At 63.0% G+C, this 17,252-nt stretch carries 17 protein-coding genes; 8 read left to right on the plus strand and 9 right to left on the minus strand.

The features are described 5' to 3' along the window. Window positions 1-70: 70 nt before the first annotated feature. On the minus strand, window positions 71-580 hold the full coding sequence (locus J7E80_RS15570) for a DUF2004 domain-containing protein (protein ID WP_215053124.1): 510 nt from the start codon (window positions 578-580) through the stop codon (window positions 71-73). 45 nt (window positions 581-625) lie between these two features. Further along, window positions 626-1,543 carry a LysR family transcriptional regulator gene (locus J7E80_RS15575; protein ID WP_215053126.1) on the minus strand — a complete coding sequence of 306 codons (918 nt, stop codon included), beginning with the start codon at window positions 1,541-1,543 and terminating at the stop codon, window positions 626-628. Window positions 1,544-2,070: 527 nt separating this feature from the next. Between J7E80_RS15575 and nrdH the strand changes: the two genes are divergently transcribed. The 6 genes from nrdH (at window position 2,071) to J7E80_RS15605 (ending at window position 7,966) form a co-directional block, all read left to right on the plus strand. Beyond that, complete coding sequence (gene nrdH, locus J7E80_RS15580; RefSeq protein ID WP_215053128.1) at window positions 2,071-2,316, plus strand: glutaredoxin-like protein NrdH; 246 nt, start codon at window positions 2,071-2,073, stop codon at window positions 2,314-2,316. A 142-nt stretch (window positions 2,317-2,458) separates the two neighbouring features. Beyond that, window positions 2,459-2,947 carry a class Ib ribonucleoside-diphosphate reductase assembly flavoprotein NrdI gene (gene nrdI / locus J7E80_RS15585; protein WP_215053130.1) on the plus strand — a complete coding sequence of 163 codons (489 nt, stop codon included), beginning with the start codon at window positions 2,459-2,461 and terminating at the stop codon, window positions 2,945-2,947. 26 nt (window positions 2,948-2,973) lie between these two features. Further along, a complete protein-coding gene (gene nrdE, locus J7E80_RS15590) occupies window positions 2,974-5,139 on the plus strand; it encodes a class 1b ribonucleoside-diphosphate reductase subunit alpha (protein ID WP_215053131.1) in 2,166 nt (721 codons plus the stop codon). A gap of 90 nt (window positions 5,140-5,229) precedes the next feature. Next, window positions 5,230-6,204: a class 1b ribonucleoside-diphosphate reductase subunit beta gene (gene nrdF, locus J7E80_RS15595; RefSeq protein WP_215053133.1), complete on the plus strand. Its 975-nt coding sequence runs from the start codon at window positions 5,230-5,232 to the stop codon at window positions 6,202-6,204. Window positions 6,205-6,404: 200 nt separating this feature from the next. After that, window positions 6,405-6,827, plus strand: coding sequence for a nuclear transport factor 2 family protein (locus J7E80_RS15600; protein ID WP_215053135.1), 423 nt, complete (start codon window positions 6,405-6,407; stop codon window positions 6,825-6,827). Between the two features lie 83 nt (window positions 6,828-6,910). After that, window positions 6,911-7,966: a DNA polymerase IV gene (locus J7E80_RS15605; RefSeq protein ID WP_215053201.1), complete on the plus strand. Its 1,056-nt coding sequence runs from the start codon at window positions 6,911-6,913 to the stop codon at window positions 7,964-7,966. A gap of 167 nt (window positions 7,967-8,133) precedes the next feature. Here J7E80_RS15605 and J7E80_RS15610 read toward each other — a convergent pair whose 3' ends face one another. The 4 genes from J7E80_RS15610 to J7E80_RS15625 form a co-directional block, all read right to left on the minus strand. Next, window positions 8,134-8,712, minus strand: coding sequence for a dihydrofolate reductase family protein (locus tag J7E80_RS15610; RefSeq protein WP_215053202.1), 579 nt, complete (start codon window positions 8,710-8,712; stop codon window positions 8,134-8,136). A 152-nt stretch (window positions 8,713-8,864) separates the two neighbouring features. After that, complete coding sequence (locus J7E80_RS15615; RefSeq protein WP_215053137.1) at window positions 8,865-9,305, minus strand: CBS domain-containing protein; 441 nt, start codon at window positions 9,303-9,305, stop codon at window positions 8,865-8,867. A 170-nt stretch (window positions 9,306-9,475) separates the two neighbouring features. Then, window positions 9,476-9,991, minus strand: coding sequence for an OsmC family protein (locus J7E80_RS15620; RefSeq protein WP_215053139.1), 516 nt, complete (start codon window positions 9,989-9,991; stop codon window positions 9,476-9,478). Window positions 9,992-10,132: 141 nt separating this feature from the next. After that, window positions 10,133-10,576, minus strand: a complete 444-nt coding sequence (locus J7E80_RS15625) for an Hpt domain-containing protein (protein ID WP_215053141.1) — start codon at window positions 10,574-10,576, stop codon at window positions 10,133-10,135. Window positions 10,577-10,808: 232 nt separating this feature from the next. Here J7E80_RS15625 and J7E80_RS15630 point away from each other — a divergent pair, with 232 nt between their 5' ends. Continuing rightward, complete coding sequence (locus J7E80_RS15630; RefSeq protein ID WP_215053143.1) at window positions 10,809-11,069, plus strand: hypothetical protein; 261 nt, start codon at window positions 10,809-10,811, stop codon at window positions 11,067-11,069. A gap of 43 nt (window positions 11,070-11,112) precedes the next feature. Continuing rightward, window positions 11,113-11,463 carry a flotillin domain-containing protein gene (locus J7E80_RS15635; RefSeq protein ID WP_285291860.1) on the plus strand — a complete coding sequence of 117 codons (351 nt, stop codon included), beginning with the start codon at window positions 11,113-11,115 and terminating at the stop codon, window positions 11,461-11,463. Between the two features lie 180 nt (window positions 11,464-11,643). On the opposite strand, the gene J7E80_RS15640 is transcribed toward J7E80_RS15635, so the two are convergent. The 3 genes from J7E80_RS15640 to J7E80_RS15650 form a co-directional block, all read right to left on the minus strand. After that, window positions 11,644-12,168 (minus strand): DUF2087 domain-containing protein, encoded by a 525-nt coding sequence (locus tag J7E80_RS15640; RefSeq protein ID WP_215053147.1) that lies wholly within the window; start codon window positions 12,166-12,168, stop codon window positions 11,644-11,646. A 101-nt stretch (window positions 12,169-12,269) separates the two neighbouring features. Then, a complete protein-coding gene (locus J7E80_RS15645; protein ID WP_215053149.1) occupies window positions 12,270-12,479 on the minus strand; it encodes a hypothetical protein in 210 nt (69 codons plus the stop codon). A gap of 431 nt (window positions 12,480-12,910) precedes the next feature. After that, on the minus strand, window positions 12,911-17,131 hold the full coding sequence (locus J7E80_RS15650; RefSeq protein WP_215053151.1) for a TIR domain-containing protein: 4,221 nt from the start codon (window positions 17,129-17,131) through the stop codon (window positions 12,911-12,913). Window positions 17,132-17,252: the final 121 nt, after the last annotated feature.

Raw genomic sequence — 17,252 nt, forward strand, 5'->3', positions numbered from 1 at the left:
TCGATTGCCGAGAAAACGCCCTATTCGACCTGCATAAGGGCGTTTTCTCGGCAATCGATGGAGATTTGAATCAGGATTCCCAGACGATTTCGTCGTCCACGACGCCGTCTTCATCAGCGCAGGCCACCAGCACTTCGTCGGTGAAGTGGGAGCCGAGCGTGAAGTCGAGGACGAAGTAGCGCTCGGGCTGGCCCGGATAGATGCCCACATGGCCCAGCTTCAGGGCCTTCAGGAACACCGCGTTGGTGAGCTGGCTCTTATCCGAAACGCCGAAGACCTTCTGGAGGTGCTCCTCCTTGATGGCGTTGCAGTGGAAGCGGAGATATTCCTGCGGACTGGTGCCTTCCTGCTCCAGCTCTTCGGCGATCATCTCGCGGACCTCGTCCACAAGCTCCGGCAGGTAACGCAAGCGGTAGTCCACCTTGTGCATGGCCGCCTCATCGAAGTGGTCGTGCGCATTGATGTTCAGATCCAGCTCCAGGCGCTGGCCGCGGAGTTCATGCTCGGTGGCGATGCTGTGGTCCCGGCCGTGATTGAGCTCAATCTCTCCGAAGTGTTTGCTCGCTACCTTGGTGGTCATATCTTCAACATAGACCCGAAAAGCGGTGCATTCCAGCATCGGCGATTATTTATCTGAAGACCCCATGCTGCCGAGCGTGTCGGCCAGCAGGTCCACGAAGAGCTGAACCCGGGCGGTCTTCTTCTCGTTGATCAGCAGAGCAAAGACGTTGCGGGCCAGCCTGATCTCCGGAACATCCAGCACCACCACGCCTGCCGGCCGGTGTCGCAGCGCCAGCTCCGGGACCAGCGCGGCCCCCAGCCCCGCGGCGGCCATTTCCAGGCTGGCGTGGAAGTCGTCGCTGTAGGCCACCACGCGCGGGTGCAGATTGCAGCTGGCAAAGAGCCGCTCGATCACGGTGGCGTCGCTCGTGCCGGGGTGGTGCATGATCCAGGGCATGTCCGAGAGGTGGTCCGCTGCCACCTTGGCCTCGCTGCGGAAGCCCCAGCCGGTGGGCAGCACCACGCGGAAGTTGTCGTCGCCGATCCACTGGCGGTTGATCGTGTGCGGCCAGGCGAGGCCTGACTGGCCTACCTGGTACACCAGCGCCACATCGACGTCGCCGCCCGTGCGGAGTCCCTGGATGGTCTGCGCCGGCTCGGCCACGGAGACCCGGAGGTCGATGCCGAGACCCTTCCATGCCGGGTTCTTCAGGATGCGCGGCAGGACGTAGGTGGCAAGGCTGGGGAAGATCCCCAGCCGCAGCTCCTGGCTTGTGGTGTCATGGGTCTTGGATGCGGCCGCCATCAGGGCCTCAATGTCGGTCAGCACCTTGGCCGCATGCCGGGCCATGACCATGGCGGCGTCAGTGGGCACGACGCTCCGGGCCGACCGCTGGAACAGGCGAACGCCGGTGTCGCGTTCCAGGGCTGACATTTGCTGCGAAACGGCCGAGGCTGTGTAGCCAAGCCGGCTCGCCGCGGCCGCGAAGGATCCCAGCCGGGTCACTTCCAGCAGGGTCCTCAGGTGTAGGGGATTGACCACCAGCCCACACTACTCTGGCTGCTCACCGCGCGAAAACCTGGCATGGCGCCACGCGGAGCCTCGCCTGCCGCCGGAGTCCGGGATGTCGCCGGAGTCGTTAATCACAAGAACTCTGCCTCCGGGCCCTTTTTGGGTGCGCCGGACCACACTTTGTGGCCACCCGCGGGCAGGGCCGACACGCCGTCTTCAGCCCGACACGCTGGCGTTTAAATGTGTCTAACTACTCCACAGGGTGTGGATTTCGTCCTCGAAAAAGCCGGAAATCCGGACATTTTGGGGACCCCGGCCTGTGGATTAAAAGTGCATTAAATGACATACTTGTAATACATCATCTAGGGGTTCCGCTGGGAGCCGTGCACTACATGTAGTATCGACATACAGATTGAGCGGGGCGCCGGCGAAGCCAGTACCGGGCAGTAGGTTCCGCGACGATGGCCAGATTTTTAGATACACAGATTAGACGCAGAGACTTCAACCAAAGTCTCAGAAGAGCAGAAGCAGTGACTTCAACAAAGGGGACAGGGACCATGACCGTTACGGTTTACACGAAGCCGGCCTGTGTTCAGTGCAACGCAACGTACCGCGCACTGGACAAGAAGGGCATCACGTACCAGAGCGTCGACATCTCCCAGGATGCGGACGCCCTTGAGCGCCTGAAGTCCCTGGGCTACATGCAGGCCCCGGTTGTGGTCACCGACCAGGACCACTGGTCTGGCTTCCGCCCGGACAAGATCGAGGAGCTGGCCCTGAGCGCAGCAGTCTCCGTGGCCTAAGGCCGGTTCCCAGGAGGGGCCGTAGGCCGGCCCGGCGGAGAATTTCCGGGCTGAGAACTGTCGGGGCGGAGATTCCCAGGGTCAGGATGTACTTGGGAAAAGCCCAATGGCACAGAATTTCTAAGTAGGTGAGGTGACTCCCATGGCAGCGCCGGCACTTGCCGATGCGCCGGTTGCAGCGCATGCTGCGAACACGACGCCTGAGAACAGGACATGCAGTCACCTCATCTACTTTTCCTCGGCCTCCGAGAACACCAAGCGCTTCATCGAGAAGCTGGGTGCGGACGCCGCGAGGATCCCGCTGTATCCGAAGGACCAGCCGCTGACCGCTTCCGAGCCGTTCGTGCTGGTGGTGCCGACTTACGGCGGAACCGGCGGCGAAGGCTCGGTGCCCAAGCAGGTCATCAGATTCCTGAACAACCCGCAGAACCGGCGCCTGATCAGAGGCGTGATCGGGGCGGGCAACACGAATTTCGGGGACAACTACTGCATGGCGGGGGACATCATCGCCGCCAAATGCGGGGTCCCGCATTTATATCGTTTCGAACTCATGGGGACGCCGGAAGACGTCGACCGTGTACAAAAAGGATTGGAAGAGTTTTGGACACGACTGTCGCAGATACAGAAGTAACCAGGCCCGAAGGAAGGGACACGTCCATGGAGTCGGTCACCAGTGCTGTTGAAAAGCAGGAGAAGCCGGCACTGCCTGCCGCCTACAAGGGCCTGGGCTACCACGAGCTCAACGCCATGCTGAACCTGTACGGTCCCAACGGCGAGATCCAGTTCGAGGCGGACCGCGAGGCCGCGCACCAGTACTTCCTGCAGCACGTGAACAACAACACGGTCTTCTTCCATGACCTCGAGGAAAAGCTCGACTACCTGGTGAAGAACCAGTACTACGAGCGCGAAACCCTCGACCAGTACACGATGAACTTCATCCGCGAGCTCTTCAAGCGCGCCTACAAGAAGAAGTTCCGCTTTGAAACCTTCCTGGGCGCGTTCAAGTTCTACACCTCCTACACGCTGAAGACCTTCGACGGCAACCGCTTCCTTGAGCGCTACGAGGACCGGGTCTGCATGGTCGCCCTGCACCTGGCGCGCGGTGACGAGCAGCTGGCGCTGCAGATGGTGGACGAAATCATCGAGGGCCGCTTCCAGCCGGCCACCCCCACGTTCCTGAACGCCGGCAAGAAACAGCGCGGCGAGCTCGTCTCCTGCTTCCTGCTCCGCATCGAAGACAACATGGAGTCGATCGGCCGCTCCATCAACTCCGCCCTGCAGCTGTCCAAGCGCGGCGGCGGCGTGGCGTTCGCCCTGACCAACATCCGCGAGGTCGGCGCGCCGATCAAGCAGATCGAGAACCAGTCCTCCGGCGTCATCCCCGTGATGAAGCTCCTCGAAGACAGCTTCTCCTATGCCAACCAGCTCGGTGCCCGCCAGGGGGCCGGCGCCGTGTACCTGCACGCCCACCACCCGGACATCTACCGGTTCCTGGACACCAAGCGGGAGAACGCGGACGAGAAGATCCGCATCAAAACCCTTTCGCTCGGCGTCGTGATCCCGGACATCACCTTTGAGCTGGCCAAGCGGGACGAGGACATGTACCTGTTCTCGCCGTACGACGTCGAACGCGTCTACGGGATGCCGTTCTCCGACGTCTCGGTCACCGAGAAGTACTACGAGATGGTGGACGATTCCCGGATCAAGAAGACCAAGATCAAGGCGCGCGAGTTCTTCCAGACCCTCGCCGAGATCCAGTTCGAGTCCGGCTACCCGTACATCATGTTTGAGGACACCGTGAACCGGGCCAACCCGATCGACGGCAAGATCATCATGTCCAACCTGTGCTCGGAGATCCTCCAGGTTTCCCAGCCCACCACGTACAACGATGACCTGTCCTACGCCGAGACGGGCAAGGACATCTCCTGCAACCTGGGCTCGCTGAACATCGCGAAGACCATGGACTCGCCGGACTTCGGGCTGACCATCGAGACGGCCATCCGCTCGCTCTCGGCCGTGTCCGACATGTCCAACATCACCTCGGTGCCGTCCATCGCCAAGGGCAATGACCAGTCGCACGCCATCGGCCTGGGCCAGATGAACCTGCACGGCTACCTGGCCCGCGAGCGGGTCCACTACGGCTCCGAAGAGGGCCTGGACTTCACCAACATCTACTTCTACTCGGTGGTGTTCCATGCCATCCGCGCCTCCAACAAGCTGGCCATCCAGACCGGCCAGACGTTCGGCGGGTTCGAAAAGTCCAAGTACGCGTCCGGCGAGTTCTTCGACAAGTACACGGAGCAGGAATGGGTTCCGCAGACCGAGAAGGTCAGGGAGCTGTTCAAGAACATCCACATCCCCACCCAGGATGACTGGCGCGAGCTGAAGGCCTCCGTCATGGAGCACGGCATCTACAACCAGAACCTGCAGGCCGTTCCGCCCACCGGCTCGATTTCCTACATCAACAACTCCACCTCTTCGATCCACCCGGTGGCGTCCAAGATTGAGATCCGCAAGGAAGGCAAGATCGGCCGCGTCTACTACCCGGCGCCGTACCTGACGAACGACAACCTGGAGTACTACCAGGACGCGTACGAGATCGGTTACGAGAAGATCATCGACACCTACGCGGCTGCCACCCAGCACGTGGACCAGGGACTGTCGCTGACGCTGTTCTTCAAGGACACCGCCACCACCCGCGACATCAACAAGGCCCAGATCTACGCCTGGCGCAAGGGCATCAAGACCATCTACTACATCCGTCTCCGCCAGCTCGCGCTGGAAGGGACTGAGGTGGAGGGCTGCGTCAGCTGCATGTTGTAGCTTCAACTAAATCGTAACTGTACGACGGCGGGCAACCGCCCGCCGTCGTACGCTTTAAGTAAGAACCAACCCAACTTTTTAGGGGAAGACATGGCCGAGAAGGTCAAGCTGCTGTCGCACGTAGAGGCGATCAACTGGAACCGCATCCAGGACGACAAGGATGTCGAGGTCTGGAACCGCCTCGTCAACAACTTCTGGCTGCCGGAGAAGGTACCGCTGTCCAATGACGTCCAGTCGTGGGCCACCCTGACACCGGTGGAGCAGCAGCTCACCATGCGCGTGTTCACCGGGCTGACCCTGCTGGACACGATCCAGGGCACCGTGGGCGCCGTCAGCCTGATCCCGGATGCGCTGACCCCGCACGAAGAAGCCGTGTACACGAACATCGCCTTCATGGAGGCCGTGCACGCCAAGAGCTACTCGTCGATCTTCTCCACGTTGTGCTCCACCAAGGAGATCGACGACGCCTTCCGCTGGTCCACCGAAAACGAGAACCTTCAGAAGAAGGCCCATATCGTCATGGACTACTACCAGGGCGACGATCCCCTGAAGCGCAAGGTGGCCTCGACGCTCCTGGAAAGCTTCCTGTTCTACTCGGGCTTTTACCTTCCCATGTACTGGTCCTCACGGGCCAAGCTGACGAACACGGCCGACCTGATCCGCCTGATCATCCGCGACGAAGCTGTGCATGGCTACTACATCGGCTACAAGTTCCAGAAGGGCCTGGAGAAGGTTTCCGAGGAGCGCCGCCAGGAAATCAAGGACTACACGTTCGAGCTGCTCTTTGAGCTGTACGAGAACGAAGTCCAGTACACGCACGACCTGTACGACGGCGTCGGCCTGGCTGAGGACGTCAAGAAGTTCCTGCACTACAACGCCAACAAGGCGCTGATGAACCTGGGCTACGAGGCGATGTTCCCGGCTTCGGTCACCGATGTGAACCCTGCCATCCTGTCGGCCCTGTCGCCGAACGCCGACGAGAACCACGACTTCTTCTCGGGATCCGGGTCTTCTTATGTCATTGGCAAGGCCGTCAACACGGAGGATGAGGACTGGGACTTCTAGTCCTGCTGTGTGATATTGACAAACTAGATGGCACCGCGACAAAAAAACTTGGCGCGGTGCCACTTTTTTACCCCGTTCTGAGCGCCTGCAAGTCGGCAGCATTTACGAGTCTGAAGACGTCACGGCACAGGTGACGGGCTGGATCCCGTGGCGTAGGATTCGGTTCTCGGAACGCCACAATCGGTCAGAAGGTGGGAACAATGCAGCTTGACGAGGTCGTCGGCCGGTTTCATCAAACGTTGAATGAATTTGCTAAGGGAGACCCGGAACCCGCCAAGGCCGTTTTCTCCCACGGCCACGATGGATCCCTTGCGAATCCCTGGGGTCCTCCGGTTGTGGGCTGGGATCAGGTATCTAAGGCCCTCGATTCAGCCGCTGCCCGATTCAAGGATGGACGTGTCACTGCTGTTGATGGCCTCACTAGTCACGTCACTTCCGATCTCGCCGTCTTCCTCGACATAGAACATTGGCAGGCAAAGCTTGGAGGAGGAGACGAATTATCGCAGTTTGATCTGCGGGTAACGAGCGTTTATCGCCCCGAGGGCGACACCTGGGCACTGGTGCATCGCCATGCTGACCCGGTCATCTCACCGCGTCCCGCGGACGCTGTCCTGCATAACTAGTCAACGGGATTCACGCCGTCCTCATCCCAGCAGTGGTGCGGAGCGCTCGGCCGAGGCAGACTGGGGCTGTGAGCGAACCGTGGGTGCTGCATGTGGACCTTGACCAGTTCATCGCAGCTGTCGAAGTGCTGCGCCGGCCCGAGCTTGCGGGCAAGGCAGTGATTGTTGGCGGCCGCGGCGATCCGAGCGAACGGGCGGTAGTGTCGACGGCGTCCTACGAAGCCAGGGTGTACGGCGTCGGCTCGGGAATGCCGCTGCGCATCGCCGCACGGAAAGTGCCCGACGCCGTCATCCTGCCCGTCGACCAGGATGCCTACCTCGCTGCGTCCGAAAAAGTCATGTCGGTGCTCCGCTCGCAACCGGGAGCTACGGTCCAGGTGCTCGGCTGGGATGAAGCGTTCGTTGGTGTGCTGGCGGAGAATCCTGAGGCCTACGCCCGGCAACTGCAGCACGCCGTACTTGAGGAGACCCGGTTGCACTGCAGTGTCGGCATCGGTGATACTTTGGTCCGCGCCAAGGTAGCAACGTCGTTCGGCAAGCCGGCCGGTATCTTTCGTCTCACGGTTGCTAACTGGCTCGACGTCATGGGGAGCCGGCCGACGATCGAGCTGTGGGGCGTGGGAACGAAGGTGTCGCGCCGCCTTGCCAAGCTCGGCATCGAGACGGTTGCGGACCTTGCAGCGTCCAATCCTGATGACCTTGTCCCCGAGTTCGGTCCGAAGATGGGCCCCTGGTATGCGCAGCTCGGACGAGGTGACGGCGCGCGGACAGTCGATGACACGCCTTGGGTGGCACGCGGGCACAGCCGGGAAACCACCTTCCAGCGCGATCTGACGGAATCCGGGCAGATTGACGGCGCCGTCAGGGAGTTGGCGGCGCACGTCCTCAAAGATGTCGCAGCCGAGGGGCGGCCGGTGATCGGACTGACTCTCAAGGTCCGCTACGCCCCGTTCTTCACCAAGACGTACGCCCGGAAGATCCCCGAGACATCGGACCCCGGAGAAGTGCTCGCGCGGACCCTCGACCTTGTGGCGAAGATCGAGCCGGACCGCCCCATCCGTCTCCTCGGGCTGCGGGCCGAAATGGCAATGCCCGAAGATTCCCGACAGGGGCACACCCCGACCCGCAGCGGATGGTGACGGGACGGCGGCAGGCCGTCAGCGATTCAACGCTGATCTCCCTGCTCATCGCACTGGGGGCCAGAAGGAACGGCGGCGGACCCCATGGGAACGGGGACAGGATCGGCGCTCGCGTTAGCGCCATGGTGCGCTTCTGCGGGCATCTGTGAAGCAGTCTATGGACAGATTCAGACGTGCAGGGTGGGCCGGTAGATGAGCTCTTGGGTGTGGCCGTCGAGCGTCCGGCTCTCGATCAGTTCGAGATCGAAATCGGCCCCACCCTGGAAGATCGGGTTCAATCCGGTCTGACCGGTGATCACCGGGAAGAGCGTCACCTGGACGCGGTCGACCAGACCGGCGGCCATCAGCGCCCGGTTCAGCGACAGGCTGCCGTGCGAGCGCAGCGGCACCTCGGACTCCTCCTTGAGGCGGGCGACGACGTCGACGGCGTCGCCGCTCACGACGGTCGCGTCCGGCCAATCGAGGGGTCCTTTAAGCGTGGTCGATACCACCGTTGCCGGCAGGTTCCTCATCCGGGTGACCCATGGGTCAGGCATGTCAGACTCTTCGGTGCTCGAGGCCAGCATCTGCGCGTGCGCCCGATAGGTGTTGGCCCCGAAGACCATCCGCTGCTCCTGTTTGTACAAGGCGAGGCGGTGGTCGAGCAGCTCGGGGCCTTGCTTGCCCCAGTAGCCGCCCCAGTTGCCGCTGTGGGCGCCGAAGCCGTCGAGGCTGGTAAAGACGTCGAAAGTGTAGATAGCGGTCATCATATTCTCCTCGAGTACGGTGGATCGGGTGTGTCGACATCCCATCCCTGGCCGGCGCCGCTGCCTGTGTAAGCCGCGAAGAAGGCCATGAACGGGCATAAAATAGCGCCACGGAGTACTCCGTGGCGCTGGTTTGTTGATGATGCTTGACTTTATGAACTGCTCGACTGCATCCGCTTGCGTTCGGAGATGTGCTCCACAAGCTCGCCCACTTTCTCCTCAGTGTAGTTGCGAGCGATGTCACCTTGGCTGATGATGCCTACCAACTTATGGTCGGCGATGACCGGGAGCCGCCGGACCTGGTACCTCTCCATCATTTCGATAGCGGCGTCAACATTCGCATCAGCGTCAATCCAGTGGGGCGTACCGGTGGCGAGGTCGCGGGCCATCATTTCGCGTGGATCACGGCCCACAGCTACGCACTTGAGCACGATGTCCCGGTCAGTGATCATGCCCTTCAACTTGCCGTCGTCACCACAGATCGGCAACGATCCGCAATCGAGATCCTGCATCATCCGTGCGGCATCTACGAGGGACTGGTTCTCCGTAATACACCGTGCATCCGTAGTCATGAATTCACGTACAGCACTCATTGGTCCTCCTTCATCGATTGAGGTATCGACGCAGAGTCACCGGGCACATGCGCCGATGCTGCCAGCCTACGCCGGGGCCAGCGCCAATGTCGACGGCGGTTCCACCCCCAATTTGGGAGCTTCCGTCAATCACCAGGGCATCCCCTCGCGGCGTCGCCTGACAACCGCCGCTAGACGACGTTAATCGCAAGTTCGACGGGGACTGCTCGACGAACCGCGTCGTCCACCGGAGAGTGCTCATCGGCCCAGCGAACGAGATCTCCGAGGTCCGCCTCGTCGGCATTTGCGGAAGCGAGACGGACCACGGTGCGCATGCCCAATGGTCCCGGAGGAACATCGGGACCGATTCCCAGCAGCCCTCGGTCGTCGGATTCGCTGTCGACTTCGACTTCCAGACGGGACAGCATTACTCCGGTCTCGGCTGCACGCATGGCAATGAGTGTCGCCAGACAGGAAGCGGCTGCGGAGCGCAACAGCCAACCGGGCGATGGGGCGGAGCCCTGGCCACCGACCGATGGGGCCATGTCCGTCTGCTGGGACCAACCGCGGGGTCCGTAGACCCGTACACGGAGCCCATCATCCAATACTGCAATGGCCTTGGAGTCGCGGGAGCGTGCCGCCTCCGGGCTGTCCCCCAGGCGCTGCCGCAACTTTGCGATGGCTTGAGCTATATCCGACTGCGTCATGACTGCTATCACTTCCCTGGCAGGATCTGCTTGGACGGAGTCCAGATTACGCTCCGGCACCGGCACTGAAAATGGCACCGGGAAGTGTTCCCACACCGGAAGGGCTCCAGCGGAGATAGCGGGTCCTTCACGATTCGTAGGCTAGTCAGCAGAAGCGAAATGGCCGGTAGGGGTCTCTGGCTGGACTCGGCCACCCTCGTGGAGAATCAGTCTTGACGTCTTGGACATCCCTATGAGGACTGCCGCCGCATCGGGAAGCCTCCGGGCCGCCAGCCTTTCCTCCAGCTGGCGGCAGTAGTGCTCCATCCGGACGGCCCCGGCCATTGCGGAGGTGACCTTCAGGCTCACCACAGCATCCCTGGACGCCGCCACATCACTGCTGGTCAGGCCCCCAATGACTTTGGACACCCGAGCCGGCAGCAGGTCCAGATACTCGGAAAAGAATCTTTGTGCTGCCGTGTCCCCGGCGTCGTCAACGAGGACTGTCAGAGGGGCGGGGTCCAGGACGGGCAGGGACTCATCCAAGATCGGCGCCGCGTCCCGCAGGAGCGCAGAGGATGGTTCTGCCGTATCTGTGCGTTCCACTTAGAGCACCGTCCCGTTAAGTAGCTTCGACCGCTCTGCTGAACGGCTCTGACTCCAATCTTCCCGACCAACATCAAGAAATGGCGCCCAGAGCCGCAGGATCTACTTAAGATCGGCACACCCACGCCGCTGGCGCCATCTTCAAGGATTGAATCATCGAAAAATCTGTGCGGTAATGGGCGTCCATATCCCGGGAGTTCCTGCGCGGGGCTGCGTAGCGAGGAGCAATGACATGGCTGTGACTGTTCGTGACAGCAGTGACCGGCAAGAGCGCTTCGACGACGGCGAGAACGGGCATCACGCTTACCAGGTCACCCCCATTGGGGTGCTGCTCATTCTGCGCTCCAACGCGTCACCGCAGCAGGACTGGGGCGTGGTGTGGGAGTACTCACCTCACGCTTGGGCCAAGGTCCAGGGAACCAGATACACGAGGGACACGGAAGACCTTTCTGGATCCGATGGGAAGGCCGGACCCCGCGCCGCCGGCATCTGAGAGGCAGCTGACGGAGCCATGTCTCGCACACTCGACGTAAGGTTTGAGGGCAGAGGCGTACAGCGAGTTCAACGAGCCAGCATACCTGAATAGGCTTCTGGAAGTTCTGCCCTCCATCGCCAGGGAGATCGCCGCGCCGATGAGTGCGATCAGCAACATGACGGTCATCTCCAATGATGGAGCAGGCCAAGTGAGCAAGAATGTTTCCTCGGGCGTGCAACAGACCGCTCAGATGCTCAAGGACAGCACAGGGTTCGACGTGATCGAGATGCTCAAGGGCTTCGGCAAATCAACCCCCGCCGCAGACACCCGGGACAACGGCGACGGCGCGGCCAAGAAACCAGCCCGGACCACTGTCGTCAAAGCCGCGCCGAAGGATGGGTCGGCAGAGTAAATCTCCCAAACAACGAATTCCCCCGGGGCCGAAGCTGCCCGGGGGAATTCGTCATCACCCTGCATGCGTGGGCGGCGACAGGGCCAGGGTATTCCTAGGAACTCGGCGACCAAATGGACATTTACGGGCACCTCGGCTGAAGCCGGTTTTCGTTCTGTGTGCAAGGGAGACGCTGCCCGCCTATCTGTCTTCCGGCCGGGAGTAAGAGGATCCCGAGGCGGTCCGTTCCAGCAACCCGAAGTCGATCATGTAGCGGCGCAGCATCACGACGTCGTCGGTGTAGCTTAGGAGCCGTTCATTGACCTGCTTTTCGGTGAGATTTTCGCCCGGTTCGATGGCTTCCTTGGCAATCCAGGCCAAGAGCTCGCGGCGTTCAGCCATATTGGCCGGGTACCTCTCGATCCTGCCAAGGCGCATGAAGCGATCCAATCCAGTCTGCGCCTGGCGGCGGGGCTGTTGGCTGAGCAGGTCGCGGAAGATCGTTCCTGACGCCTCCAGTTCGTTGGCTGCATCCCGTTCAACGAGGCCAGACTCCAGCAGGGCAGCGATGGCCCGGTTCCGCCGTTCATCATTCAGATGGGCAACCACATCTGGGAGCCTGGCACCGAGCACTATCTGCGCGTAGGCAGTGCGCGCATCGTTGTTGGCGAGGGCTGCCATCACTCGCCGCCAGTGCGGTCCGCCCTGGCTGGTTCTTCCGGTCATCGCGTTCGCCTCACTCTACGGCCGCCAGGGCGGCCTTTGCCGGTCACTTTTCCGAGCCGGCCCTGATGTTGGATCGCTGTCCGTCGCGCCATGGCATCAGATCAAAGGAGCGTTCTGAAGATCAGAGCAGCCCCTGTGAGACTGAATACCGTTCCCGCCAGAACCGTGAATCGAAGGTGCTCCGCAGCCGTGCCATGACCATTCCGAATCGGCAGTTGACGCGGTTGACGCGAGATGAAAGCACCGGCGGTGAAGCAGACGACCGCCAGAATCAGGCAGGTGGATGCGGCGAAGTGAATACCCGGTTCCATATGAGGTTCCCTTCACGTCTCCGACGGCCCTTGGTGCGTCAGCCTCTGGGCCTAGCTGGTGCTTATACTGCCCACAGTCTTACGGCTGGGTATCGAAAGCGCCAGATGGCCGTCTTCCAGAACCATGGCGGCCTTCCGTCACACAGCATCCGCTACCGGACGGTAAGTTGACGATTTCATCAATTTGGAAAATCATGAATGCGCTGGACTGCTCGTCCCCGAGGCTGGGCAGGGAATCAGCACACCTCCGGACGCAGGCGTCCGCTTTGGGGGGAGGGGCCGCATGCAGACCTGGACCGTGGTTCCTGGGACGGCGCCACCGGCCCCTTGAGGGAGAGGCCCGGGCTGAAGCCGGAGCCAAGGAGGGTGCAGCTCATGCCGCCGGGCTGCATCCCTTCTCAGGTGCCGGCTAATAGCTTTCGACACGCCGGTTATTTTTGTCGTCGGCCGGGTTTGTCAGGAGGAATGGGGAGGCCGGGGCAGACCTCGATGTAGTCGATGCCCGGATTCACCCAGTCACGCCACTGCTTGTGACTGATGTTCTGGGAAAGCTTGGTACACAAGGTATCGGACGAGGCCAGAGGTGCGCGCCACAACCTCACTGTGTTGTCGTCGCTGCCGGAGACGATCCGGCGCCCGTCAGGGCTGAACGCCACACTGTACACGGGTCCGCCATGTCCGGTCATCGGTTTGCCGAGAGGTTGGCCGCTCTCCGCATCCCACAGCCGCACCGTGCCGTCGTTACCGCCGGTACCGATCCGGCGCCCATCGGGGCTAAACGCGACGCTGTGCACCCCATTCTGGTGCCCGGTCATTGGCTTGCCGAGGGGCTGGCCCGTTTCCGCGTCCCATCGCTCCACGGTGCCATTGGTACCGCCGGAGGCAATCCGACGCCCGTCGGGACTGAACGCAACGCTCGTCACCCCAAACTGGTTCCCCGTCATTGGTTCGCCGAGGGGCTGGCCCGTTTCCGCGTCCCATCGACGCACACTGCCATCAGTACCGCCGGAGACGATCCGGCCGCCGTCGGCGCTGAAGGCGACAGTCATCACCGCGTCCTGGTGTCCGGTCATCGGTTCGCCGAGGGGCCGGCCCGTTTCCGCGTCCCATCGACGCACCGTGCCATCGGTACCGCCGGAGAGGATCCGGCCGCCGTCGGCGCTGAAGGCGACACTCGTCACCGCGTCCTGGTGTCCGGTCATCGGTTCGCCGAGGGGCCGGCCCGTTTCCGCGTCCCAGCGACGCACCGTGCCATCGGTACCGCCGGAGACGATCCGGCCGCCGTCGGGGCTGAACGCGACACTCGTCACGGCATTCTGGTGTCCGGTTATCGGTTTGCCGAGGGCGCGGCCCGTTTCTCCGTCCCAGCGCCGCACCGTCCCGTCGCCGCTGCCGGAAAGGAGTTGGCGGCCGTCGGGGCTGAACGCGACACTCGTCACCGCGTCCCGGTGTCCGGTCATCGGTTTGCCGAGGGCGCGGCCCGTCTCCGGGTCCCATAGCCGCATGGTGCCGTCATTACCGCCGGAAAGGAGTTGGCGGCCGTCGGGGCTGAACGACACATGCCAGGCCGGCCCTTGGTGTCCAGTCATGGGTTCCCCCAGGGCATGGCCCGCTTCCGGATCCCACAACCGCACCGTGCCGTCGACTCCGCTGGAAGCAATCCGGTGCCCATCGGGGCTGAACTTGACGTCGTACACGCCGTATTCATGTCCGGTCATGGGTTTGCCGAGGGCCCGGCCCGTGGCCGGGTCCCACAGCCGCACCGTGCCGTCGTCGCCGCCGGAGGCAATCCGGTGCCCGTCGGGGCTGAACGCCACCTCCCAAGCGGGCCCCTGGTGCCCGGTCATGGGTTTGCCGAGGGCGCGGCCCGTGGCCGGGTCCCACAGCCGCACCGTGCCGTCGTTGCCCGCGGAGGCAATCCGGCGCCCGTCGGGGCTGAACGCGATACTGCTGACCAAATCCTTGTGTCCGGTCATGGGTTTGCCGAGGGCGCGGCCCGTGGCCGGGTCCCATAGCCGCACCGTGCCGTCGTTGCCGCCGGAGGCAATCCGGCGCCCGTCGGGGCTGAACGCGACACTGCTCACGCTGCCCTTGTGTCCGGTCATCGGTTCGCCGACGGTGCGGCCCGTGGCCGCGTCCCATCGCCGGATCGTGCCGTCATGACCGGCGGAGACAATCTGGCGTCCGTCGGGGCTGAACGCAACGCTCTCCACCGGGTCTGTATGCCCGGTTATCGGCTCGCCGACGGCGCGGCCCGTTTGCGCGTCCCATCGCTGGATCGTGCCGTCGTTGCCGCCGGAGACGATCTGGCGTCCGTCGGGGCTGAACGCCATACTGCTGATTTTGGTCGTCGTTTCTATGACCTTTTGTAGGTCGCGCTTCATATTGGCCACATTCAGCAGTGCGCTTTCGCCTTCCGGGGTGGAGGCAATCGCCTGCGCTGCGAGGATGCGCTTTAGGCCGTTCACGTCACCGCCCGTGCGGCTCCCTCCAAGCATGGACAGCCCTTCCGATACCAAGCGGAGTGCGGCAGCTTCCCGGTCGCGCTTGGTGGCCTCACGCTCGGCAAAGGAGGCCCATACGAAGCCAGCGATGGCGACCAAGGTGATAACGATCGCCGATGCAAGGACCGTCTTGAGAATGCGTGAGCGTTTCCGGATATCCGCCGCATGCGTTTCGGTCACTTCCTGCATATCGCGGGCAGCCTGTAGTTCGGCCTCCTGCCGTCTTTTCTCAGCTGCAACCCGTTCGTCTTCCCGCGCTCGGGAGGCACGGAGGAACTCCCGGGCGGGGTCGAGCCGGTCCCGGAATCCGGGTTTTCCGAAAAGGATCTCGGCAGCAGTTAGCCTTTCTCCTTCGAGGAGCCATGCCTTGTTTCGGCCGCTGCGTTCCCAAGCGGCCGCCGCGCGTTCCAGGTTGTCGGCCTCTTTGAGGTCCTCGTGCTCGGCGGCCAGCCACCCGGCCAGGTCATCCCATTGGCGCAGCAGGCTCTCCAAGGCCACTTCGATCACGGTCTCCCCGCCGCGCTCGTCGCGGACCAGCAGGCGCCGGTCCACCATGGCATCTATGAGTGGCCGGGCGTCGGCCGGGAGGTCTGACAAGCGGGCGATCCGGCGTACCGGCTGATCATTGTCCGGGTTTATGGTCGCCAGCCATGGAATGAAGGCAGAATTCAGCAGCTCGAGCTGCGCTCGCCGCCGTGCCGGGTCCGGGGACAGCAGCGTGTCGACCTCGTTTTGCACTACCTGCTGCATTCCACCCATCGCATGGTATTCGGCCAGGGTGAGGTCCCCGTCGCCGCCGTAGTCCTGGTACAAGCGTGCCAGGGTCAGTGAGAGCAGCGGCAGGGTGTCCGCGCCCTGAACGCTCTCTTCCAGTAGCCGGTCGACCAGAACCGGCTCAATTTCCAGTGGTCTTCCAGCTTCGGTTGCTCGGGCAGAGGGGCCGAGGATGACCTCCCTGAAGCGGGCGATCGGCATTGGCTTGAGCTCGTCGAAGACGACACTCTTCAGCCCCGCCAGCTCAGGCGCGGTCTGGAGCGGCTCGTAGAAATCCGTACGGACCGTCCCGGCAACAATCAATGCGGGCACGGTCCCGTCTTTGTGGTCCAGCAGGCCGGCGAGCAGGTCCAGGAACCGGGGGGCTTGGGGGCCGGCATCTGCGCTGAAGAGCTCCTCGGCCTGGTCGATCGGCAAGACCAAGGTCGGCGGGGGTGTCCCGGCCGAAACCTCCAACAGCCGTCCGGCGGCGGCTCCCCGCGCTTCCGCCAGCCACTCCCGCAGTTGTCCCGTGTCGCCGCGGCTGCAGGAATCCTTGATCTCCCCCAGCGCGGGCGTGCGCAGCCCCAGACGGGTGCGCAGGGTATGAACCGCGCGGGCGAGTCCCCGGTCTCCGGTGAGCGGGTGGCGCTCCGGGCGCACGGTGTCCAGCACCAGGAACTGTCGGTCCTCCCGCCGCAGCCTCGGCAGCAGCCCCGCGCGCAGGAACGAGGATTTGCCCGCCCCAGACGGTCCCAGGATCACGAACATCGATTCGACGCCGGAGCTGCGCATCGTGCGCAGCGCATCCAGGCCGCGCACGATCTGCCCGTCCCGTCCGAAGAAAACCGCCGCGTCCGCCTCCTCGAACGGCTCCCACCCCCGGTATGGGTCCCGGTCCGGATCCTGCGGCGGCGGCCAGGGGAAATGCTCCGCCCCGATCCCCGTTCGGCCCAGACCCTGGTGCAGCCGCCGCAGGCCCTCCGTGAGAAGAACAACGGGGCCGTCGTCTTTGCCTTCAATAGGAATTTCAGTGGTGGGGCCGTCGCCGAAGAGGTCACAACGCTGCCATTCCCCGGTGACACCTTCATCCTCCAGAGGCTCAAGCCGGGCACAAAGGATCAGCTTGCCCAGATTTTCCGCTGTGCGGTATTCGGCCAGGCACTCGCGAGAGGCCTCCCAGCTCGCGGAGAGCAGGCAGATCACCGCCTCGCACCGCTCATTTGCCCGAAGCAGCGCCTCCTTCCACCGTTCACCGGGGGCGATGCCGGTCACGGGATCAAGATCCAGGAAAATCTCCTCAGCCAGGCCCGGATCCTGTTCGACGAGCCACCGCTTCAACGCGACCGCTTGCCAGGTGTCCCGGCTGGAATGACTCAGGAAGACGCGTGACACGCTGCACCACAATCCACTGCCGTCAATAAAGGCGGGCTCGCATCAGCAACGCCCATGAACCGGCCGGTCACACGACGAACCAGCACAGCTCGAAGGGGGCGGCCGCTGCCCTCCGCTGCGT

The sequence above is a fragment of the Arthrobacter sp. ISL-28 genome (assembly GCF_018613875.1).
Lineage (GTDB): Bacteria > Actinomycetota > Actinomycetes > Actinomycetales > Micrococcaceae > Arthrobacter.